Origin of the sequence: Marinospirillum alkaliphilum DSM 21637 (assembly GCF_900119735.1) — a bacterium.
GTDB classification, from domain to species: domain Bacteria; phylum Pseudomonadota; class Gammaproteobacteria; order Pseudomonadales; family Halomonadaceae; genus Marinospirillum; species Marinospirillum alkaliphilum.
Map to the genome: position 1 here is coordinate 187,340 of NZ_FPJW01000004.1, position 21,753 is coordinate 209,092.

At 54.4% G+C, this 21,753-nt stretch carries 20 protein-coding genes; 15 read left to right on the forward strand and 5 right to left on the reverse strand.

What is annotated here, in order from left to right; genetic code table 11:
- Positions 1–1,035 (reverse strand): type IV pilus twitching motility protein PilT, encoded by a 1,035-nt coding sequence (locus BT114_RS07715; protein WP_072325782.1) that lies wholly within the window; start codon positions 1,033–1,035, stop codon positions 1–3.
- Between the two features lie 64 nt (positions 1,036–1,099).
- Between BT114_RS07715 and BT114_RS07720 the strand changes: the two genes are divergently transcribed.
- The 15 genes from BT114_RS07720 (at position 1,100) to BT114_RS07790 (ending at position 16,046) form a co-directional block, all read left to right on the forward strand.
- Entirely contained in the window at positions 1,100–1,861 is a 762-nt protein-coding gene (locus tag BT114_RS07720) for a YggS family pyridoxal phosphate-dependent enzyme (RefSeq protein WP_072325783.1), read from the forward strand.
- A complete protein-coding gene (proC, locus tag BT114_RS07725) occupies positions 1,858–2,697 on the forward strand; it encodes a pyrroline-5-carboxylate reductase (protein ID WP_072325784.1) in 840 nt (279 codons plus the stop codon). Before BT114_RS07720 ends, proC begins: the two co-directional genes overlap by 4 nt.
- Before the next feature lie 104 nt (positions 2,698–2,801).
- Complete coding sequence (locus BT114_RS07730) at positions 2,802–3,368, forward strand: YggT family protein (protein ID WP_245770407.1); 567 nt, start codon at positions 2,802–2,804, stop codon at positions 3,366–3,368.
- A gap of 48 nt (positions 3,369–3,416) precedes the next feature.
- Entirely contained in the window at positions 3,417–4,745 is a 1,329-nt protein-coding gene (gene xseA / locus BT114_RS07735; protein ID WP_218163472.1) for an exodeoxyribonuclease VII large subunit, read from the forward strand.
- Positions 4,742–5,635 carry a peptidoglycan DD-metalloendopeptidase family protein gene (locus BT114_RS15285; RefSeq protein ID WP_084662003.1) on the forward strand — a complete coding sequence of 298 codons (894 nt, stop codon included), beginning with the start codon at positions 4,742–4,744 and terminating at the stop codon, positions 5,633–5,635. The genes xseA and BT114_RS15285 overlap by 4 nt, the downstream gene beginning before the upstream one ends.
- Before the next feature lie 39 nt (positions 5,636–5,674).
- Entirely contained in the window at positions 5,675–7,483 is a 1,809-nt protein-coding gene (locus BT114_RS07745; protein ID WP_072325786.1) for a Na/Pi cotransporter family protein, read from the forward strand.
- Positions 7,484–7,553: 70 nt separating this feature from the next.
- The gene (locus tag BT114_RS07750) at positions 7,554–7,841 is read left to right on the forward strand and encodes a hypothetical protein (protein ID WP_072325787.1); all 288 of its coding nucleotides are present in this window, start codon (positions 7,554–7,556) and stop codon (positions 7,839–7,841) included.
- 102 nt (positions 7,842–7,943) lie between these two features.
- A complete protein-coding gene (locus tag BT114_RS07755) occupies positions 7,944–8,999 on the forward strand; it encodes an AI-2E family transporter (RefSeq protein WP_072325788.1) in 1,056 nt (351 codons plus the stop codon).
- Between the two features lie 188 nt (positions 9,000–9,187).
- A complete protein-coding gene (locus tag BT114_RS07760; protein WP_072325789.1) occupies positions 9,188–9,976 on the forward strand; it encodes a metal ABC transporter ATP-binding protein in 789 nt (262 codons plus the stop codon).
- Positions 9,969–10,847, forward strand: a complete 879-nt coding sequence (locus BT114_RS07765) for a metal ABC transporter permease (protein ID WP_072325790.1) — start codon at positions 9,969–9,971, stop codon at positions 10,845–10,847. Before BT114_RS07760 ends, BT114_RS07765 begins: the two co-directional genes overlap by 8 nt.
- 12 nt (positions 10,848–10,859) lie before the next feature.
- Positions 10,860–11,957 (forward strand): metal ABC transporter solute-binding protein, Zn/Mn family, encoded by a 1,098-nt coding sequence (locus tag BT114_RS07770; RefSeq protein ID WP_072325791.1) that lies wholly within the window; start codon positions 10,860–10,862, stop codon positions 11,955–11,957.
- A gap of 101 nt (positions 11,958–12,058) precedes the next feature.
- Positions 12,059–12,694 (forward strand): DUF1007 family protein, encoded by a 636-nt coding sequence (locus BT114_RS07775; protein WP_177247058.1) that lies wholly within the window; start codon positions 12,059–12,061, stop codon positions 12,692–12,694.
- Between the two features lie 48 nt (positions 12,695–12,742).
- Positions 12,743–13,858, forward strand: a complete 1,116-nt coding sequence (locus BT114_RS07780; protein WP_072325793.1) for a nickel/cobalt transporter — start codon at positions 12,743–12,745, stop codon at positions 13,856–13,858.
- Positions 13,859–14,071: 213 nt separating this feature from the next.
- A complete protein-coding gene (locus BT114_RS07785; RefSeq protein ID WP_072325794.1) occupies positions 14,072–14,590 on the forward strand; it encodes a PAS domain-containing protein in 519 nt (172 codons plus the stop codon).
- A 4-nt stretch (positions 14,591–14,594) separates the two neighbouring features.
- Positions 14,595–16,046 (forward strand): methyl-accepting chemotaxis protein, encoded by a 1,452-nt coding sequence (locus tag BT114_RS07790; protein WP_072325795.1) that lies wholly within the window; start codon positions 14,595–14,597, stop codon positions 16,044–16,046.
- Positions 16,047–16,063: 17 nt separating this feature from the next.
- Here BT114_RS07790 and BT114_RS07795 read toward each other — a convergent pair whose 3' ends face one another.
- The 4 genes from BT114_RS07795 to BT114_RS07810 form a co-directional block, all read right to left on the reverse strand.
- Positions 16,064–16,840, reverse strand: coding sequence for an HNH endonuclease (locus tag BT114_RS07795; protein ID WP_072325796.1), 777 nt, complete (start codon positions 16,838–16,840; stop codon positions 16,064–16,066).
- A gap of 104 nt (positions 16,841–16,944) precedes the next feature.
- The gene (locus BT114_RS07800) at positions 16,945–18,471 is read right to left on the reverse strand and encodes a SpoVR family protein (protein WP_072325797.1); all 1,527 of its coding nucleotides are present in this window, start codon (positions 18,469–18,471) and stop codon (positions 16,945–16,947) included.
- Positions 18,468–19,751 (reverse strand): YeaH/YhbH family protein, encoded by a 1,284-nt coding sequence (locus BT114_RS07805; protein WP_072325798.1) that lies wholly within the window; start codon positions 19,749–19,751, stop codon positions 18,468–18,470. The genes BT114_RS07800 and BT114_RS07805 overlap by 4 nt, the downstream gene beginning before the upstream one ends.
- Positions 19,752–19,777: 26 nt before the next feature.
- Positions 19,778–21,700: a PrkA family serine protein kinase gene (locus BT114_RS07810; RefSeq protein WP_072325799.1), complete on the reverse strand. Its 1,923-nt coding sequence runs from the start codon at positions 21,698–21,700 to the stop codon at positions 19,778–19,780.
- Positions 21,701–21,753: the final 53 nt, after the last annotated feature.

Here is a 21,753-nt window from a genome sequence, read left to right on the forward strand (position 1 = left end):
TTAAAATGTTTCCGGCTGTTTGGCTTTTTCACGGGCAATCTCTTTTGAGATCAGTCCCTTGGAGAGAAGTTGTTTCAATGCCTGGTCCATGGTCATCATGCCGTGAGCGGAGCCTGTCTGAATGGCAGAATACATCTGGGCAATCTTGTCTTCCCGGATCAGGTTGCGGATGGCCGGGGTGCCGATCATGATTTCATGACAAGCCACACGACCGCCGCCTTCCTTCTTCAGCAGCATCTGTGAAATAACGCCCTGCAGTGACTCGGACAGCATCGAGCGTACCATCGACTTTTCTTCCGCCGGGAACACGTCCACGATCCGGTCAATGGTCTTGGCGGCGCTGGTGGTGTGCAGGGTACCGAATACGGTGTGGCCGGTTTCGGCAGCTGTCAGTGCCAGGCGGATGGTTTCCAGGTCGCGCATTTCACCCACCATGATGATATCCGGGTCTTCACGCAGTGCAGAGCGTAATGCTTCCGAGAAGCCCAGGGTGTCGCGATGTACTTCCCGCTGGTTAATCAGGCATTTTTTGGATTCGTGCACAAATTCAATCGGATCCTCAATGGTCAGGATGTGACCATTCTTGCGCTCATTAACATAATCAACCATGGCGGCCAGGGTCGTGGACTTACCCGAACCGGTGGGCCCGGTAACCAGCACAAGGCCCCGAGGGACCTGTGCCAGATTACGAAAAATATCACCCATGCCAAGCTGATCCAGCGTTAACACAGTGGAGGGAATCAGGCGAAATACGGCGCCTGCCCCCCGGTTGTGGTTAAAGGCGTTAACACGAAAACGCGCCAGGCCGGGCAGTTCAAAGGAAAAGTCCACTTCAAGGAACTCTTCAAAATCCCGGCGCTGCTTGTCGTTCATGATGTCGTACACCAGAGCATGCACTTCCTTGTGATCCATGGCTGGGACATTAACACGCTTGATGTCGCCATCCACTCGGATCATCGGTGGTAAGTCTGATGACAGGTGCAGGTCCGATGCCTTCTGTTTTGCGCAGAAGGCCAGCAATTCTGTAATATCCATCCACAATCCTCTGGCAGGTGAAAGAAATCGCAGTTCCGGGCTATTCAAACAACAAAGTGAAAAGATGTTGCATTCTGTAATTGCTGAGCATATCGCAAAGGTGCGCGAACAGGTAGGGCAAGCCTGTCATAAATTTGGTCGCAACCCCGCTGAAGTCAAAATTTTGGCTGTCAGCAAAACCCAGCCTGCTGAAGTTGTGGCTGAGGCTGTTGCTGCCGGACAAACCGCCTTTGGTGAAAACTATCTGCAGGAAGCCCTGCAGAAACAACAGGCATTGGCACATCTGCCCGGTCTGGAATGGCATTTTATTGGCCCGGTGCAATCCAATAAAACGCGGGATATCGCCAGCCACTTTGACTGGCTGCACACCCTGGACCGGGAAAAGGTGGCGCAACGGCTGAATGATCAGCGTCCGCCTGGAAAAGCACCCTTGCAGGTGTTGATTCAGGTGAATGTCAGTGGTGAAGCAACCAAGTCAGGTGTTGCACCGGATGCCGTTCAGGCACTGGCAAGCACGGTGACCCAGCTACCCCATTTACAGTTGCGTGGCTTGATGTGTATTCCTGAAGCCACTGAAGATGTGACGGTGCAGCGCAGGGCTTTTGCACAAATGCGCCGGTTGCTGGAAAACCTGCAGCAGGTTTTACCGGAACAGCCACTGGATTGCCTGTCGATGGGTATGAGTGGTGACCTTGAGGCCGCCATTGCAGAAGGCAGCAGTCTGGTGCGTATTGGTACCGCCATTTTTGGTGCCCGCAATCCCAAAGCCTTGGAAACCACCCCGGATCCCGGGAAAACTCTGAACCGAATACAAGGTAAACCATGAGTACAACCAACACAAAACTTCCAAAGCTGGCTTTTATTGGTGCTGGCAACATGGGCGGTGCCATTATTCGTGGCCTGATCCGTCAGGGTTACCCTGCTGAACTTATTCTGGCTACCAGCCGTGATCCGGAGTCCTTGCAAGGGTTGGCTGCTGAAACCGGTATTCAAACCTCAACAGATAACCTGCAGGCAGTGGCAACTGCAGATCTGGTGGTGTTGGGTGTAAAACCTCAAGCCATGAAAGCGGTTTGTACCGAGCTGGCTAGTGGTGTACAGGCGCGCCGCCCGTTGGTGCTGAGCATTGCCGCCGGATTAACCACCGAAATCCTGCTGCAGTGGCTGGGTGGATCGCTGCCACTGGTACGTTCGATGCCCAATACACCCTCCCTGCTGGGTGCTGGTGTCGCCGGACTTTATGCCCTGCCGGATGTCACGGCAGAACAGCGTGGCTGGGTGGAAACCCTGTTCAAGGCTGTGGGTCAGGCCTTGTGGGTGGAATCTGAGGTCCAGCTGGATGCCGTGACCGCCATTTCCGGTTCCGGCCCTGCTTATTATTTCCTGTTCACGGAAGCTCTGGTCACTGCCGGTGAAAAACTGGGGTTGCCGACCGATCTGGCAAGGCAACTGGCGTTGCAGACAGCTGCCGGTGCCGGGCAGATGCTGGTGGCAGGTACTGATGAACCGGCAGAGCTGCGTCGCAAGGTGACTTCGCCGGGTGGCACTACCGAGCGCGCGGTGCTGACCTTTGAGGCGGCTGACCTGCGAGGCATGGTGGAAGCGGCCACGGCAGCAGCGGCAAAACGGGCTGCAGAGCTGGCAGAAACCCTGAAAGGTTGAATTGATGCAGCAAAAGGCTGAAGCCGGACAGTGGCTGACGTAGAATAGCGGCAAACCTTTACACAGCGAATCAAGCGGAGATATTTATGGGCATGGGTGCAGGCATGGCATCATTCATTCAGCTGTTGTTTCATCTCGCCACTTTTATTGTTGTGCTGCGTTTTCTGCTGCACCTGAGTAAAGCGGATTATTTCAACCCCATCACTCAGGGCATCGTGAAGGCAACCAACCCTGTGATCCTGCCATTGCAGACCCTGTTGCGTCCGGTGGGCCGGATAGATCCGGCAAGCCTGCTGCTGGCAGTGCTGCTGAAGTCGCTGGGCATCTTTCTGGCGCTGCAGATGACCGGACAGCTGGCAGGTATCGGCAGTATTTTTGTCGGTGGTGTGGCTGGTGTGGTCAAAACCATCCTGGATCTTTATTTCTTTGCACTGATCATTTCCATCATCCTCAGCTGGGTTGCTCCCCAGGCAGCACACCCCGGTGCGCTGCTGGTGCATCAGTTGATTGAGCCCTTGCTGGCACCTGTGCGCAAGTTCATTCCCAGCTTGGGTGGGCTGGATCTGTCACCCATTTTTGTGTTCCTCGGCATCAACCTGGTCAGCAATGTGGCTGTGGGTTTGCTGGCACAAATGGCGGGACTGCCGGTAGCCCGTTTTATCGGCTTCTGAGTTCCTTCAGTGCACGCACCGCTGGTTTCGGGCACCCCTTCAGGGTTGGTGGCAAGCCTTACGGTCAGCCAGCTTAATGCCCGTGCCCGGCAGTTGCTGGAGCAGGGGTTGGCGCAGGTCTGGGTCGAGGGTGAGGTCTCCAACTTCATGGCTTCTGCTGCCGGGCACTGGTATTTCTCATTAAAGGATGAGCGTGCCCAGGTTTCCTGTGTCATGTTTGCCGGGCGCAATCAATTGCTGGTGCGTCAGCCGCGCAATGGTGACCGGCTGCTGCTGTGCGGTACCGTCAGCCTTTATGAAGGGCGCGGACAGTATCAGCTTCTGGCCGAACAACTGCGTTTCAGCGGTGAAGGTGATTTACTGGCCAGGCTGGAAGCCCTGAAACAGAAGCTGGCGGCTGAAGGTCTTTTTGCCAGCGAGCGCAAACGCCCCCTCCCACCCCTGGTACAGCGCATTGGCGTGATCACCTCGCTGCAGGGAGCCGCCCTGCGTGATGTACTGCAGGTGTTGAAACGCCGTTGGCCACTGGCAGAAGTGCTGGTTTATCCGGCGCTGGTGCAGGGTCAGGAAGCCCCCGCCAGCTTACGTCGAGCCATGGCGCTGGCGCAGTATCATGGCCAGCCGCAGGTTTTGTTGCTGGCACGTGGTGGTGGCAGTCTGGAGGATTTGCAGGCATTTAATGATGAAACCCTGGCCCGTATGGTGGCAGCTTCAGCCATGCCGGTTGTTACCGGGGTGGGACATGAAACCGATTTTACCCTGGTGGATTTTGTTGCTGATCTGCGCGCGCCCACTCCCTCAGCGGCAGCCGAAGCCGTCAGCCCGGATCGCCAGCACCTGCAACAACAGCTGGATGTTCAGCAAGGCCGCTTGATACAGGCTTTTTTCAGCCGGCTGCGAGGTGCCCAGCAGCACCTGGACAGCCTCAGTCTGCGTGCCGCCAGTCCGAACCGGCTGCTCAAGCAGCAGCAACAGCGATTGCAGCAGCTGGTATTGCGTTTGCAGGCGCAACAGCCCTGTCGCAGACTGGCGTTGATGGGGCAGCAATGGCAGCGTCTGAACGAACGCCTGGGTGCGGCATCACCCCGAAGGGAAATTCTGCGCCAACAACAGCGCTTGCAGCAGTGGCAAAAAAGTCTGCAGCAAGGGCTGGCATCGCATCAGCGGCTGGATCGGGAGCGTCTGCAGTCTCTGGCTGCACGCCTGCATGCCATCAGTCCATTAAATACCCTGAATCGAGGTTATGCACTGGCCAGCAGTGAAACCGGTGAGGTTCTGCGCAGCAGCAAGCAGATCAAACCCGGTGATCCGGTGAAAGTGCGACTGGCAGAAGGCAGCCTGGACTGTCGAGTGGAAAAGGTAAGGATTGAGTCATGAAGTCAGTGGAGAAACCGATGCAAAGTCAGCAAGCCCGCCAAAACACGGGTCAGGCAAAATTAAATCCACTGGTGATCCTGTTGTTGGCACTTTTGTTATGGCTTCCAGGTGCTGTGCAGGCGGCCTTCTGGCCCCGTGAAGATCGTGTGCCGGGCGGTATTGCCATTATCGAGATTCCTCAGCGCAGCGAATCAGCACCCCATGTGTTTTTTAATGATCGTCGGGTGTACACCGCGCGGCACGATGGGCGCTGGTATGCCTGGGTGGGTATTCCGCTGAGCCAGTCCCCCGGGCTGGTGGCGGCCTTGTGGCGTACCCGTGATGGTGATGTGCCGCTGGCTTTTGAGGTGAATCACAAGGACTACCCTGAGCAGCGCCTGAATGTGGAGCCACGCCATGTTGACCTGTCGCCGGAAGACCTGGCTCGGGTACGGCGTGAAACACCCGAGCTGCGTGGTGCCATGGATATTTTCAGGCCCGCGCAGGAACAGCTGCCGTCTGAGGTGACATTGCCGCTGGAAGGGCGACGGACCAGTCCTTTCGGATTTCGTCGGGTTTTTAATGATCAGCCTCGCAATCCACACAACGGACTGGATATTGCTGCCCCGCAGGGCACCCCGATAGTAGCGGCTTTGCCGGGGCGCATTGTGGCGCAGAACCATTACTTTTTTAACGGTAAAACCGTGGTGATCGATCATGGTCAGGGCATGACCAGCATGTACTGCCACATGCATGCCTTTGCTGATCTGAAGGTGGGTGACCGGGTTGAAGCTGGCCAGGTGATCGGTCAGATCGGCACCACTGGCCGTTCCACCGGGCCTCATCTACACTGGACCATGAGCCTGAATGGAGCCAGGGTGGATCCAGACCTGTTTCTGCCAGCGCCATAACAACTATCCCAGAGAGCCAGCAAGGAAACCTGCTCGATCATGCTGAAAAAATTCACCTTCCCTGCAGTACTGCTGTTTTTGGCTTATGCCCTGTGGGCCAATGCCGACTTTATGGAAATTGCTGCCGGTGTGGCACTGTTCATGTTTGGCATGTTGTGTCTTGAGGAAGGTTTCAAGGCATTCACCGGCGGTACGCTGGAAACCATCCTGCGTAAATCCACCGACCGACTGTGGAAAAGTCTGGCATTTGGCATGACCAGCACCACGGTGATGCAATCCAGCTCACTGGTCTCGCTGATTACTGTCTCTTTTGTCAGTGCCGAAATGATCACCCTGGCTGCCGGTATCGGCATCATCATGGGTGCCAATATCGGTACCACCACCGGAGCCTGGTTGATTGCCGGTCTGGGTCTGAAGGTGGATATTGCCGCTTATGCCATGCCGGTGCTGGTGTTTGGCATGGTGTTCATGATGCAGAAAAGCAAGGTACGCAAAGGCATTGGCTCTTTGATGCTGGGATTTGCCTTTCTGTTTCTGGGGATTCATTTCATGAAGGAAGGTTTTGAAGCCTTCCAGCAAACATTTGACCTTACAGAATATGCCATGACTGGGCTGGCCGGTGTACTGGTATTCACCCTGATCGGGATGTTGATTACTGTAATCATGCAATCTAGCCATGCCAGCCTGCTGATCATCATCACTGCCTTGTCAGCGGGCCAGGTGAATTATGAAAATGCCCTGGCACTGGCCATCGGCGCCAATCTGGGCAGTACCATCACCATCGTGCTGGGCAGTATTGCCTCCAACCTGGGTGGCAAACGCCTGGCAGCTTCCCACGTACTGTTTAACGTGCTTACCGCAGTTGTGGCGATCAGTTTTATTACCCAGTTGGGTCAGTTGGTTGATGTACTGGCTGAACTACTGGGGATCAGGGAGCAGGATTACCTGCTCAAGCTGGCGCTTTTCCACACCCTGTTCAACCTGCTGGGTGTGGTGATGTTAACGCCCTTTGTCGGCAAGCTGGAAGCCGCCTTGATCCGCCACATCCGCTTTGAAGCCAAAACCACGGAAAAGCCCCTGTATCTTTTTCCCGAAGCATTGGAAACCCCTGCCACCGTGGTGAATGCGGTGCGCAAGGAAGTGCAGCATCTGTTCGACAATGCTTTTGGATTGCTGGCACATGGTTTGAGTCTGAAGCGTGCCACCATTGAATCCGATGAGTCACTGGCGGATGCAGTCAAATACACCCGTCGCATCATTCCACTGGATGTGGAAGACCTGTATGAAGCCAAAATCAAGAGCCTGCACAGCGATATTGTGGCCTTTATCGGTGAGGCACAGACTCGTGAGTCGACCCGAACGGCCACGGAAGAGCTTTATGTCTTGCGTCAGGCCAGTCGTGACATTGTGGAAGCGGTGAAAGGCATGAAACATCTGCATAACAACCTGTCACGTCACGGCCTGTCATCCAATCTGGCGGTGCGTGAGCGTTATGACCAGATTCGCCTGCAACTGGCCAAGTTGCTGCGCGAATTGCGCGAACTGTTAAAGGAAGAGCCCTCAGATGTCACATCCCTGTCATTGGATTCACTAAAACTGTCTTTGGAAAAGGCCAGCCGCAAGATGATTGATGATCTGGATGAAATGATCCGGAATCGGCGTATTGCTCCAAGCATTGCCACATCCATCATGAATGACGAGAACTATGCCACTGAGATCAGTCGCAGTTTACTGGATGCAGTGCATACACTGATTCGCCCTGCCGTAGCAGCTCAAGCTGAGCCGCTGAGCCTTGATGAAAAAGAGCTGCAGCAGCTGATGGAGCAGGATTCGGAGTCTTCCCGATAATTGTCCTGTTGTCAGCTGTCGGCATCGGCACTGACAACGGGGTGAAATGATGAATGTCTGGAGCAAGCGGATGAAAGCAAACAAATTATTGGAGCGGCTGACCCGGTTTCTGGATGCAGACTCCAAAACCCAGTTGGAAGAAATCAAGGCCATTCGCAAGGTGTTGAAAGAGCTTAAGGAAAAAGAGCGTAAGTTGCGTGAAAAGCTGGAAAAAAAGCCAAAGCGGGATGATGCTGATGAGCTTCAGATCAAGCTGGATGTAATTTATGCTCAGCGTCGCAAGGGTGTTGATCGCGTCAAAGCACTCAAACAACAGCTGAAAACACCGGTTGAAAAAAACGAACCACCGACCGCTTGATTTTCCCTGTACCCCTTTATCCACCCGGTAGGGTTTTGTGCCATGGTTTACAGGGGGCTGCTGGTGTAAGCTTGGCCCTGCAATTCATCGGGGCAGGCACTCATGTCACAGGCATTTAAATTCCGCAGTTCAGGACTGACCTGGCTGGTTGGTATCGCGGCATTGGTCGTGATACTGGCTGGCCTGAAGGCTGCTGAAACCATTGTAATACCCATCATGCTGGCGTTGTTTATCGGCATCATCTGCACGCCGCCTCTGCATTTTATGACCCGCCACAAGGTGCCGCCAGTTGCTGCGATTTTGATTATTGTGGCCTTTCTGGTGGTGTTTGGAGGTTTGCTGGGCCTGGTGGTGGGTAGCGCCATCGACAGTTTTATCAACCGTCTGCCGGATTATCAGCGTCGCCTGGAAGCAGAAATGGTCAGCCTGCTGCCCTTGCTGGAACGAGTTGGTATGCCGGTAACACGAGATCAGTTGCTGGAACACCTGAATCCTTCCCAGGCGATGGATTGGGTCGGCAAGGCATTGAGCAATCTGGGCTCCTTGTTAACCAACCTGTTTCTGATCCTGTTTATTGTGGTGTTTTTGCTGCTGGAAGAAGCCACCTTTGGGCAGAAGCTGCGCCAGGCGGTGCCCAGTGTGGAAAAACAGCTGCGCCATGCCAGTGACTTTGTGCGCCAGGTCAACAAGTATCTGGTGATCAAATCCACCATCAGTCTGATCACCGGTGTGCTGATCACCCTGTGGGTTTGGTGGTTAGGGTTGGACTTCCCCGTATTATGGGGATTGATTGCGTTGCTGATGAACTTTATCCCCAATGTCGGCTCAATACTGGCTGCCATTCCGGCGGTATTACTGGCAGTTGTTCAGTTGGGTATTCCTGATGCGCTGCTGGTGGCTAGTGGTTACCTGGCTGTTAATGTGGTGATGGGTAATCTGGTCGAGCCGCGTTTTATGGGTAAAGGACTGGGTTTGTCACCGCTGGTGGTGTTTTTATCCTTGATCTTATGGGGTTGGCTGTTTGGTGCGGTAGGTATGTTCCTCTCGATTCCCCTGACCATGATCGTCAAGATTGCTCTGGAGCAGGCACCTTCCACACAATGGCTGGCGGTGATGTTGGGTAATGGGCTGGAGCAGCCGGTAGAAAAAGAAGAATAAATTGGTACTGGTTCGTGCATTCAATTTGCATTCCAGTATTGTTACGTTATAACATTTGAGGCAGTCATGAGCCGTGTTCGTTTTTCATTGTTGCAGCAAGGAGTGATCACTCGTCTGCTGGCATTGATCCCTGTACTGGGCTTGTTGTGGTTGTTGACAAGATGGGCCACAGCTTAGGAACAAGCCTTATGCAGAAAAGCAGACAACAAAATCCGGTTATCGAGTTTGAAAACCTGACCCTGGGTTATGAGCGCCACCCGGCAGTGCATCACCTGAGCGGCCATATTCATCAGGGTGACCTGCTGGCGGTGGTTGGCCCCAATGGTGGCGGCAAGTCCACTTTGTTGAAAGGCCTGATGGGTGAATTGCGTCCACTGGGTGGCCGTTTTATATGGCCCACAGGTCGTCAGCAAATGGCTTATTTACCGCAGCGGGCGCGACTTGATCTGGACTTTCCACTGCGCGTGGCGGACTTTGTCAGTCTGGGTCACTGGCCACGGCAGGGTGCTTTTGCAGCCATCAGTGGTGCCAATCGCCGTGCGGTGCACGATGCCCTGCATCAGGTTGGTATGGATGGTTTTGAGCAGCGCTCCCTGGATTCCTTGTCTGGTGGTCAATTACAGCGTGTGCTGTTTGCCCGGTTATTACTGGAAGATGCGGGACTGATTCTGCTGGACGAACCTTTTGCCGCAGTGGATGAGTCGACCACTCAGGATCTGCTGGCGCTGGTGCATCAGTGGCAACAGCAAGGGCGCACGGTAATAGCCGTGCTGCACGACCTGAATCAGGTACGAGAGCATTTTCCCTTATGCCTGTTGCTGGCTCGGGATGTGTTGGGTTTTGGCCCAACCGCAGAGGTGCTGGTGCCACAAAATCTGGAGCGCGCAAGGCGTATGCAAGCGCCTTTTGATCCTCTGGCACCGGTTTGTGACCTGGATGTTGAGTCTGCCATGCCGGAGGCACACCGGCATGATTGAGACGGTTTATCAGGCACTTTTTGCGCCTTTTGTTGATTTTGGTTTCATGCGCCGTGCTTTGATTGGCTGTCTGGCGCTGGCGATCAGTGCTACGCCGGTCGGTGTGTTTCTGATGCTGCGACGCATGAGTCTGACCGGTGATGCGGTGGCGCATGCCATTCTGCCCGGTGCAGCGTTGGGTTATATGGTGGCTGGACTGTCGTTGGGAGCCATGACGCTGGGCGGACTGATTGCAGGCTGGATTGTTGCGTTACTGGCCGGTGGTCTGGCGCGCATCACGGTGCTGAAGGAAGACGCCAATCTGGCGGTGTTTTATCTGGTGTCACTGGCGCTGGGGGTGCTGCTGGTTTCCACCCAGAGTCGCAATATAGATCTGTTGCATCTGTTATTTGGCAGTGTACTGGCGTTGAACAATGAAGCCTTGATCCTGCTGGCCGGGATAGCCACCATCACGCTGATTTTGCTGGCCATTTTTTTGCGTCCGCTGGTGCTGGAGTGCCTGGATCCTGACTTTCTGCGGCGCCATAGCAACATTGGCACACCCACCCACCTGGTTTTTCTGGCGTTGGTGGTATTAAACCTGGTGGCTGGTTTTCAGGCACTGGGCACCTTGATGGCGGTTGGCATCATGATTTTACCGGCAACGGCTGCACGTTTCTGGGCCAGACAACTGGACCAACTGCTGTTTACGGCGGTTGCACTGGCCATGCTGGGCTGCTGGTTGGGGCTTCTGATGTCCTGGCATCTGGATTTACCAACCGGTCCGGCCATTATTTTGATGTTGGGTCTGCTGCATGTCTTTTCACTCTTTATGGGTCGGGATGGTCTGCTGAAACGCTGGTTACATCCTGGCAAGCATCTGAAATCCTGAGCGAGGTTAAATATGCGTTACTCAAAATGGTTGCATGGCCTGCTGGCTGCAACACTGATTACTCTTCCCCTGGTGGCAACTGCACAACAGCAACCCCTGAAAGTGGTCACTACCTTCAGTATCCTGCAGGATATGGTCCGTCAGGTAGCTGGAGAGAGGGCTGAAGTGATCACCCTCGTGGGTGCTGATGAAGATGCTCATGCCTATCAGCCGCGCCCTTCCGATTCGCGTACGCTGGCTCAGGCCAGTCTGGTGGTGGAAAACGGCCTGGACTTCAAGGGGTGGATGAACCGCCTGGTGGAGGCCAGTGGTTACCGTGGTACACGCGTGATTGCCACTGAGGGCATCACCCGCTTGCGTATGGATGACCATCAGGAATCACATGGTCATAGCCACGGCCACTCGCATGGCCACAGTCATGGTCACTCGCATGACCGTAAAGCAGATACTGGCCATGCTCACAGCCATAACCATGGAAAAGAGCGGGGTCACAATCATTCACATGGCCATTCTCATGGTCACAGCCACGGCCATTCACACGGACATGGTCATTCGCATGGTCATGAAGGCCACCACCACGGTGAATACGACCCGCATGCCTGGCAGAGCCTGGAGCAGGCCCAGCAGTATGTGCGCAACATCCAGAAAGGTCTGATTGCCGTGGATCCTGCCGGTGAAGCCGGGTACACCGAGCGGGCTGAAGCCTATGTCGCAGAAATGCAGGCCTTGCATCAGCGCATGAAGGCACGTTTTGATGCCCTGCCAGCCGAGCGCCGTACTGTACTGACACCTCACGATGCTTTCGGTTATCTGGGAAAAACCTACGGCATCAAGTTCGTGGCACCTCAGGGGGTGAGCACAGCATCCGAGCCATCTGCCGCTGAAATGGCAGCACTGGTGCGTCAGATCCGTCAGCAGAAGGTAAGCGCCATCTTCATGGAAAACATCGGGGATACCCGTCTGGTGGAGCAGCTCAAGCGTGAAACCGGAGCAGTACTGGGCGGCACCCTTTACTCGGATGCCCTCTCGGATGCCAGCGGCCCGGCAGCCACCTATCTGAAAATGATGGAACATAATCTGGAAACCCTGCTCAGCGCCCTCGAGCCTTAAGTGGGCAGGAACAATCGCTGGTAAAGCAGGTCCGAGTCTGGCAAGTTATCCGCTTTGTTTTTGTGGAGTGATCTGTTGCCATGTCTTGTCGGACTCGGCCCTTGTTGGCTGTTGTGTTCCTGCTGTTTTGTTTGCTGATTTCAGCAACGGCTTTTGCCCACCCACATGTCTGGGTGGAGCTGCGAGTCCGTCCCTTGCTGAATGAACAGGGCCAGCTCACCGGTTTGCAGCAGGCCTGGCGATTTGACCCCTTTTATAGCCTGATTCTGATTGAAGAGCTGCAACGTGGCGGTCCATCCAGTGAACTGGAAAAACGTTACGATGAGCTGGCCAGTGAGGTAGTGGCCAATCTGCAGCGCTTTGATTTTTTTTCCCGCTTGCACAGTGAGGGCCGAAGATTGCCTGTGGGGCAGGTGCAACACTATAACCTGATGCGTATCGGTCAGCGCGTGGAGTTCAGCTTTGTGCTTCCGCTGCAACACCCCGTGTCTCTCAACGAGGCGCGCGTAAGCTATCAGGTGTATGACCCCAGTTATTTTATTGAAATCCTGCATATTCCCGAACAAGGCGTAGATACACAGAGTCTGGATGCAGCCTGTAGGGTACGGCTTGAAGCACCCAACCCAAGCAGTGAACAGATAGAAAAAGCTATGGCGTTGGATGTTGATGACATCTCTGATGACCCGCAGTTAGGTCAGTACTTTGCTGAGCGGGTAGTATTGGATTGCCGACCTTGATGCCACAGGGCTTGTGCATCTGGTCAGGTTGGCGGTAAAGGAGCGCGCATGACAAAACCTCTACTACTGCTATGGATGCTGTTGTTGAGCAGCAGCTTGTTGGCTGCCCCCTTGCCGGGGTTGCCTGCAGCAGAGCGAACAAGCACTGCAGCCGTGGAGCGAGTGGCACCATCTCAGGAAGCTGCAAGCCTTCGTAATCAATGGCAGCAGTTAACCTTCTGGATACTGCAAAAACAGCGCGAGTATCATCGCGCCCTGGCTGATGGCATTGAAAAACTCAGTGAGCAGGGTAGCTGGCAGCATGGTTGGGCATTACTGGTGCTGAGCTTCTTTTATGGTGTGTTCCATGCTGCCGGACCCGGGCATGGCAAGGCAGTATTAACCACCTACCTGCTGACTCAGCCGGAAAAGCTCCGTCGTGGATTATTGTTGTCTTTTCTTGCTGCCATGCTGCAAGGGCTGACAGCCATATTGCTGGTCACTGTGCTGGTTCATGGCCTGGGGCGTTTAGCCCGAGAAGCCTTTTCCAGTGTGCTCTATGTTGAAATGGCCAGCTTTGCGCTGGTGGCGCTGATGGGCTGCTGGTTGATCTGGCGCGGTGCCAGGCAACTGCTGAACCATCTCAGACAGCAGCCGGTCACCAGGGTGGATACTCCGCTGGTTGCTCAAACCGGCTTTACGCCGGTGCAGCAAGGCAGCATGCACATCACGGCATTTACACCGGTACAAGGTGGCTCATCATTAATGGCTCCTGCTGCCAGCGCTACCCCCTGTCCCAGTTGTGGCAAGGTACACCATGTTGCCCCTGAACAGGTTGAAGGCAAAAGCTGGTGGGAGCAAGGTGGTCTGCTGTTATCCATTGGCTTACGGCCCTGCTCTGGTGCGGTACTGGTTCTGGTGGTGGCTAACCTGTTGGGGCTCTGGTGGATAGGTGTGTTGTCTGCCATGGCCATGGCTCTGGGTACTGCGTTGACCGTTGGCCTGCTGGCCACACTGGCTGTGCAGGCTCGTAACCTGGCTCAGCGCCTGTCACGCCTGCAGGGACGACGATTGTTCGTGTTTACTGCACTCTTGGCGGTACTGGGTGGCTTGTTTATTCTGCTGCTGGGTAGCAGCCTGCTGCTTGGCAGCCTGGCAACTGACCATCCGCTGGGGTTATTCTAAGAGACTGCCAAGCTAGGTCCTTTCTGTGGATAAGTCTGTGGAAGTATGGGGATAAATCCTGTTGGCTGATTGTTGCAGACGGGTGTTTTTTGACCTGGATTAACCTTTTGTACAAATTTACAAACGCCTGTGGGGCAGCCTGGCTAAACTATTTGTTTATATATTTAAACGATAGTTTTCCATGGCCTTTCCACCCCACAAGGAGCACTCACTATGACCGGAGCAGAAGAAATCCGGCTGGATGAGGATGACCTGATCGTCAGCAAAACAGATCCCAAAGGGCGCATCACCTATGCCAACCGCCGGTTTATGGAAATTGCCGGCTATTCTGAACCACAGCTGCTGGGAAAACCTCACAATCTGATACGACACCCTGAGATGCCCCGGGGTGTTTTTCGTTTTATGTGGGCCACCTTACAGGCTGGTCAGGAGTTTTTTGGTTATGTAAAAAACCGAACTTCTGACGGTGGGTACTACTGGGTTTTTGCCAATGTCACGCCAGACTACACGGCCAATTCACAATTGGCGGGATATTTTTCTGTGCGTCGTCGCCCTAATCGTGCAGCAATCCAGCAGGTCAGTCACTGGTACCGGCAAATGCGGGCCATCGAGTCACAGCAGTCTGCCAGCAAGGCACCGGAAGCCTCCATGCAGTGGCTATTGGATCAGGTGGCTGCACAAGGCTGCACCTACAACGAGCTGGTTCGCCAGTTGGAATCCTTGCCGGAGTGATGCCATGTATCGTGCAATGTTAAAAAGTCACACCTCCAAGGGCTCACCTTTTCTGAGTGGCAAATTCCTGATCACTTGTGTGATTTTTAATCTGCTGGTGATAGTGACCGCATTGGTTGCACTGCTCACTCACCATTGGTTGTGGGTAGTGCTGCCGCCTGTGATGGCGCTGGTTTTTACCCTTTATGCCTGGCGTTATTCACGCAAACCGCTGATCACCCTGTCATTGATTGATGATGCTTTGCGCCGTGCCCGCATTGGAGAAATGCATCATCGCATTACTCATACCCAGGGGTTGGGTGAAGTGGGGCGGGTGAGCTGGGACTTAAATGACTTTTTAGACCTGATCGAAAGTTATTTTAAAGAGGTTAACTCGGCTTTTGCTGCTGTAGGCAGAGGTGATTTTTCTCGTAAAGCCCTATCCAAGGGCATGCCGGGTGAGTTTGCCCGTTCTCTGGGGAGTATCAATCAATCGATTGATGCCATGCAGGCGAACAAGGCGTTCACCGAACAGAATCGACTCTCTTCCCAGTTGCATGAACTGAATACCGATAATCTCAAAGACAACTTACAGCTGACACAGAAGGATCTGAAAAACATCAGCCACACCATGAATGGCATTGCTCATGCAGCTGAGCAGAATGCTGAAAATGCGACTCAGAGCCAGAAATCTGCAGAAGCGATGGCTGGTTTGCTGCAAAAAATTTCAGCCAGTGTCACTTTGGTGGGTGAAACAGTGGCCGCACTGAACCGGCAAAGCCAGGCCGTTTCCGGCACGCTGCAGGCGATAACGGATATTTCTGATCAGACCAGTCTGCTGGCACTGAATGCATCCATCGAAGCAGCCCGTGCAGGAGAGCAGGGCCGGGGCTTTGCGGTGGTTGCCGATGAAGTGAAACAGCTGTCCCACAAAACCAAAGAGGCGGCACAAAGCATCAACACCACCCTGCTGGGATTTAGCCGACAGGTGGGCCAGTCGCTGGATGGGGCACAGGAAAGCCAGCAGTTGGCAGAACAAATCCAGCAGGAAATCAAAGGCTTTCAACAGCGTTTTGCCGAAGTGGCAGAAGATGCTCATCAGACTTTAAAGCAGGTTGAGCTGGTGAAAGACATCAGCTTTGCTTCGCTGCTGAAAGTGGATCATGTGATCAGCAAGCAGCAGGCTTATGATGGGTTGAATTCAACTGGTGATGAATGTTCACAGACCGCCAGTGAACAGCTGGAATTGTGGTTGGAAAAAAACGCCACCACTGAATTGGGGCGCATGCCTGTTTTTCAGCAGCTTCAGCAGAGTTATCACAACCTGCAGGATCAGCTTCAGCAGGCTTTGAGCCTCTACCAGCAATCCAGTGTGGCCAGCCGCGAACAAATTGTTGCGTTGATGCAGCAGGCTGAAGCCAGTAGCGGGCAGTTGCTTGGAAGCATTGATCAGATTGTTGAGGCCAGGCAGCGGTAGCTGGGCTGAGGTTTTGATTAGCCATTAAACACTTCTTGCCGGTGCCTTTTGATAAATGCTGGTTCTGGCAAGAAGCGATAAGGCATTTCGATCGGCCGACCAGCAATTGCGTGGAAAGTTTGTACTACAAACGCATCAGATGAAGATTGTAGCTTCTCGGAGAGAAGGACTCGGTAATCATCATCAAGGGTTAAAAAACCAAGATCAAAAGCCCTGTCATGGATGGCTGACAAACACAGGCCATTACTCGGATTCAGCCGATTTGCATGATCTTTGCTCCAAGGTACTATGTGGCTGGCAATGAGCAATCTCGGCTCAGATAAACCGCTCATGCAGCAGCGCCCCTGATAGCTGGCTAATACGGCTCGCCTAAAAAAGTTCTGCTTCATTCGCTGCTGGGTTATGACTGAGCGTGTTTCGCCAGTGAAGTCATCCAGTATCCCAAGCTCATCAGCAGTTGTTACGAGAGGCTCTAGTGGCTGAGACTGCTCTAACGCTTGCCGCAAGCGATCACAATCTTCAGCCAGCCTTTCCCAGTCTTCATGAAACTCCTCCCAAACTTCATGATCCAGCTTGGACGCATTTTTCATGCCTGATCGTCCACTTGCCCTAATTGCAGGATCAAGGCTCGACATATTAACCAGTCTCAGAGCCAGTGATGATGGGGTTCGGCCCAGTAGTTTTGCTAGTTGGATAATCTCCGGGTTACCGCGATGCAGCTTTCCAAATTGCAGCTGACAGTAAAGATGGAATGCTAGTTTTACCTGGTCTTTTGTCCATAAAACACGATCCATGGCACCACTTTCCTCTGTTATGAGCAGTTGTTCATGTTAACCAAATTCTCTGTAAGGAGTTTTGGATATTATCGTATCCCTTTTATTGATCATTGTTGATGTTGCTAATTCACCGGACAGGCCGGGTCTTCCGTTACGGGCCAAACCAGTTCACTGACCTTTTCCTGACCTTCCCAGCTTTCCAGTTTGACCGGGAAGCCCCAGAGGGTGTGCAGGTGTTGCAGCACATCCTGAGTGGATTCACCCAGGTTGCGGCGGTTGCTGCGGTTGTGGCGCAGGGTGAGGCTGCGGTCACCGCGCAGGTGGGCTTCCCAGATCTGGATGTCCGGTTCCCGAAAGCTGAGGTTGTACTGTTCGGCCAGCGCTGAGCGCACGGCACGGTAACCGGCATCATCATGGATGGCGGTGATTTCGATCTGGCTGTCCTGATCGTCATCCACCAGTGCAAACAGGTGAAAGTCCCGCATCACCTTGGGCGACAGGAATTGCTGGATGAAGGATTCATCCTTGAAGTCACGCATGGCCCAGTGCAGGGTATCCAGCCAGTCGGCCCCGGCCAGGTCAGGGAACCAGTGGCGGTCTTCATCGGTGGGCTGTTCACAGATGCGTTTCAGGTCGGTGTAGATGGCAAACCCCAGGGCATAGGGGTTGATGCCAGAATACCAAGGGCTGTCAAAATCCGGCTGCATCACCACACTGGTGTGGGATTGCAGGAATTCCAGCATGAAGCCTTCATCCACCAGTCCTTCATCATAGAGGTCATGCATCAGGGTGTAGTGCCAGAAGGTGGCCCAGCCTTCGTTCATCACCTGGGTCTGACGCTGTGGATAAAAATACTGGGCGATCTTGCGCACAATGCGTACCAGCTCACGCTGCCAAGGCTCCAGCAGTGGGGCATGTTTTTCGATGAAATAAAGCAGGTTTTCCTGAGGTTCCGCCGGAAAACGCAGCTTTTTGCCATTTTTTGCTTCTTTTTCCGGGTTCAGGTTGGGCAGGGTTCGCCACAGGTCGTTGACCTGCTGTTGCAGGATGGCTTCCCGCTCCTGCTGGCGCTCACGCTCTTCCCGGGCCGACAGGGGGCGTGGCCGCTTGTAACGATCAACACCGTGGCTTTGCAGGGCATGGCAGGCATCCAGCAGGTTTTCCACTGCATCAATGCCATAACGCTCTTCGCATTCACTGACGTACTGGCGGGCAAACACCAGGTAATCAATGATGCTTTCGGCATCGGTCCAGGTGCGGAACAGGTAGTTGTTCTTGAAAAACGAGTTGTGCCCGTAACAGGCATGGGCCATCACCAGCACCTGCATCATCAGGGTGTTTTCTTCCATCAGGTAGGCAATGCAGGGGTTGGAATTGATCACCAGTTCGTAGGCCAGTCCCATCTGGCCGCGTTTGTAGGCCTGCTGCACCTTGAGGAAGTGTTTGCCATAAGACCAGTGGTGATAACCCACCGGCATGCCGGTGGCGGCATAGGCATCCATCATCTGTTCACTGGTGATGACTTCAATCTGGTTGGGGTAGGTGTCCAGCCGGTATTTTTCCGCCAGCCGGGCGATGTTCTTTTCAAATGCCTGCAGCAGGTCAAAGGTCCACTCACTGCCACGGGCCAGGGGCTGACGCTGGTTCATGGGCGCGCCTCCTTGTGAAAGAGTTCGCGGAACACCGGGTAGATTTCCCCCGGCTCAAAAAACTGGCGCATGGCAAAGCTGTTCGGGAAGCGGGTCTGAATGCCTTCATAGGCTTCCCACAGTGCCTGATGGGCGTGAGGGGTGATTTCGACATAGGCAAAATAACGCACCAGCGGCATCAGTCGACGTGCCATCCATTCTGCGCACTGGTCGGAATCATCATCCCAGTTGTCACCGTCCGAGGCCTGGGCAATATAGGCATTCCAGCGGCTGGACGGATAACGGGCTTCGAGAATGCTGCTGGCCAGTTTCAGGGCACTGGAAACAATGGTGCCGCCGGTTTCGCGTGAGTAAAAAAACTCTTCTTCAGTGACTTCTCTGGCACTGGTGTGATGGCGGATGAACACCAGCTCAACCTTTTTGTAGTTGCGCTCAAGGAACAGGTACAACAGCAGGAAAAAGCGTTTGGCCAGTTCCTTGTGCTTTTCAGTCATCGAGCCGGAGACATCCATGATGCAGAGCATCACGGCCTGGGTGGCCGGTACCGGCTGCTGCTTCATGTGACGGTAACGCAGGTCTTCATCATCCAGCCAGGGAATGGCGGCCAGGCGTTTTTTCAGTTGTTCGATGCTGGCCTGCAGCTCCTGGATGCGCAAGGGGTGGCGTAGGGCCAGATCCTTCTGCTCTTCTGCGGCCAGTGCCTGTTCACATTCATGCAGTTCACGCCTCAATGATGAACCCATGCCGATGCGACGGGCATAAGCTGAGCGCATGGAGCGCACCACATGCAGCCGCGAGGGTGTGCCCTGGCGCACAATGCCGCCATGAACCGGACGGGTTTCGTCGGTTTCGGTCAGTTCCTTGCGCACCAGATTGGGCAGTTCCAGATCATCAAACAGGAAGTTCATGAACTCGTCACGCGACAGGGTGAAAGCAAATTCGTCTTCACCTTCGCCATCCCGACTGGCCTTGCCGGAACCACTGCCACTGCCGCCCCCGCCTGCCGGTGGCCGTGACACCCGGTCCCCGCGCTGGAACTGTTTGTTACCGGGATGCACCAGCCCACGCCGCCCGGCCTTGCCGTGATGAAACACCGGTTCACTGATGTCCTTGCCGGGAATGCTGATTTCTTCACCCCGCTCCATGTCGGTGATGGAGCGTTTGCGAACGGCTTCACTGACCGCACGACGAATGTGGTTGCGGTAGCGCCTGAGGAAGCGCTGCCGGTTCACCGCACTCTTGTTCTTGCCGTTGGGACGGCGGTCAATGAAGTAACCCATGCTTCACCTCGGTGTCAGGCCATCCATCATTGGGACTTGCGAACACGCAGGTACCATTCGGACAGGAGTCGTACCTGTTTTTCGGTGTAACCCCGGTCGGTCATCCGGGCGACAAAATCCTCGTGTTTTTTCTGATCCGCAACCGAAGCCTTGGCGTTGAAGGAAATGACTGGCAGCAGCTCCTCGGTGTTGGCGAACATCTTGTGCTCAATCACGCTGCGTAGTTTTTCATAACTCTGCCAGCCGGGGTTGTTGCCGTTGTTCTGGGCGCGGGCACGCAGCACAAAGTTGACCACTTCATGCCGGAAGTCCTTGGGATTGGAAATGCCCGCCGGTTTCTCGATTTTTTCCAGCTCTTCGTTCAGTGCCTGGCGATCCAGCAGCTCACCGGTTTCCGGATCACGGTATTCCTGATCCTGAATCCAGAAGTCAGCATAGGTGACATAACGGTCAAAGATGTTCTGGCCGTATTCACTGTAGGATTCCAGGTAAGCGGTCTGGATTTCCTTGCCGATGAACTCAACATAACGCGGTGCCAGCCATTCCTTGATGAAGCGCAGGTAGCGGTCGTGCACCTCATCCGCAAACTGCTGCTGCTCAATCTGCTGTTCCAGCACATACATCAGGTGTACCGGGTTGGCAGCGGTTTCGGTGGAGTCGAAGTTGAACACCCGCGACAGGATCTTGAAGGCAAAGCGGGTGGACAGGCCATCCATGCCTTCGTTGACTCCGGCATCATCGCGGTATTCCTGAATCGACTTGGCCTTGGGGTCGGTATCCTTCAGGTTTTCACCGTCATACACTCGCATCTTCGAGAAAACATTGGAGTTTTCCGGCTCTTTCAGGCGTGACAGCACTGAGAACTGTGCCAGCAGCTTGAGGGTGTCCGGTGCACAGGGCGCCTGCGCCAGCGAGGAGTTTTCCAGCAGCTTTTTGTAGATTTTGATTTCTTCGGAAACCCGCAGGCAATAGGGCACCTTAACGATGTAGATGCGGTCCAGGAACGCCTCATTGTTGCGGTTGTTGCGGAAGGTCTGCCATTCCGACTCATTGGAGTGAGCCAGCACGATGCCTTCAAAGGGAATCGCCCCCATGCCTTCGGTGGGGTTGTAGTTGCCTTCCTGGGTGGCGGTCAGCAGTGGATGCAGCACCTTGATGGGTGCCTTGAACATTTCCACAAATTCCAGCAGCCCCTGATTGGCATGGCACAGACCACCGGAAAAGCTGTAGGCATCCGGGTCGTCCTGGGCATAGTGCTCCAGTTTGCGGATGTCCACCTTGCCGACCAGGGAGGAGATGTCCTGGTTGTTTTCATCCCCCGGTTCGGTCTTGGCAATCGCCAGCTGATTCAAACGGGATGGATACAGGCGCACCACCTCAAATTTGCTGATGTCGCCACCAAACTCCTTCAGGCGCTTGGCAGCCCAGGGGGAAGGGATGGATTTCAGATAACGGCGGGGGATGCCGTATTCCTGTTCCAGCAGTTCGCCATCTTCTTCAGCATCAAACAGCCCCAGCGGGGACTCGTACACCGGTGAACCTTTGATGGCATAAAAAGGCTGATGCTCCATCAGGAGTTTCAGGCGCTCTGCCAGTGATGACTTCCCACCACCCACCGGGCCGAGCAGGTAGAGGATCTGTTTGCGCTCTTCCAGTCCCTGAGCTGCATGGCGGAAGTAGGACACGATCTGTTCAATCGCATCCTCCATGCCAAAAAATTCCGGAAAGGCAGGATAACGCCGGATCACCTTGTTCATAAAAATACGTGACAGGCGGGGGTCTTTAGCGGTGTCGATCACCTCCGGTTCACCAATCGCCAGCAGCATGCGTTCAGCCGCAGTGGCATAAGCACTGGCGTCCTTGCGGCAGAGTTGCAGGTAGTCCTGCAGGCTCATGCTTTCCTGCTGCACCCGCTCGTAGCGGCTCTGCACCCGGTCAAAAATGCTCATGGCTCACCCCCTGTCACAACTGTTTGTCTCGCATGGCTTTCTTTCAGCATAGA

Coding starts and splice junctions, on each gene's coding strand:
- BT114_RS07715 (WP_072325782.1), bottom strand. CDS start 1,035: ATGGATATTACAGAATTGCTGGCCTTCTGCGCAAAACAGAAGGCATCG.
- BT114_RS07720 (WP_072325783.1), top strand. CDS start 1,100: ATGTTGCATTCTGTAATTGCTGAGCATATCGCAAAGGTGCGCGAACAG.
- proC (WP_072325784.1), top strand. CDS start 1,858: ATGAGTACAACCAACACAAAACTTCCAAAGCTGGCTTTTATTGGTGCT.
- BT114_RS07730 (WP_245770407.1), top strand. CDS start 2,802: ATGGCATCATTCATTCAGCTGTTGTTTCATCTCGCCACTTTTATTGTT.
- BT114_RS15285 (WP_084662003.1), top strand. CDS start 4,742: ATGAAGTCAGTGGAGAAACCGATGCAAAGTCAGCAAGCCCGCCAAAAC.
- BT114_RS07745 (WP_072325786.1), top strand. CDS start 5,675: ATGCTGAAAAAATTCACCTTCCCTGCAGTACTGCTGTTTTTGGCTTAT.
- BT114_RS07750 (WP_072325787.1), top strand. CDS start 7,554: ATGAAAGCAAACAAATTATTGGAGCGGCTGACCCGGTTTCTGGATGCA.
- BT114_RS07755 (WP_072325788.1), top strand. CDS start 7,944: ATGTCACAGGCATTTAAATTCCGCAGTTCAGGACTGACCTGGCTGGTT.
- BT114_RS07760 (WP_072325789.1), top strand. CDS start 9,188: ATGCAGAAAAGCAGACAACAAAATCCGGTTATCGAGTTTGAAAACCTG.
- BT114_RS07765 (WP_072325790.1), top strand. CDS start 9,969: ATGATTGAGACGGTTTATCAGGCACTTTTTGCGCCTTTTGTTGATTTT.
- BT114_RS07770 (WP_072325791.1), top strand. CDS start 10,860: ATGCGTTACTCAAAATGGTTGCATGGCCTGCTGGCTGCAACACTGATT.
- BT114_RS07780 (WP_072325793.1), top strand. CDS start 12,743: ATGACAAAACCTCTACTACTGCTATGGATGCTGTTGTTGAGCAGCAGC.
- BT114_RS07785 (WP_072325794.1), top strand. CDS start 14,072: ATGACCGGAGCAGAAGAAATCCGGCTGGATGAGGATGACCTGATCGTC.
- BT114_RS07790 (WP_072325795.1), top strand. CDS start 14,595: ATGTATCGTGCAATGTTAAAAAGTCACACCTCCAAGGGCTCACCTTTT.
- BT114_RS07795 (WP_072325796.1), bottom strand. CDS start 16,840: ATGGATCGTGTTTTATGGACAAAAGACCAGGTAAAACTAGCATTCCAT.
- BT114_RS07800 (WP_072325797.1), bottom strand. CDS start 18,471: ATGAACCAGCGTCAGCCCCTGGCCCGTGGCAGTGAGTGGACCTTTGAC.
- BT114_RS07805 (WP_072325798.1), bottom strand. CDS start 19,751: ATGGGTTACTTCATTGACCGCCGTCCCAACGGCAAGAACAAGAGTGCG.
- BT114_RS07810 (WP_072325799.1), bottom strand. CDS start 21,700: ATGAGCATTTTTGACCGGGTGCAGAGCCGCTACGAGCGGGTGCAGCAG.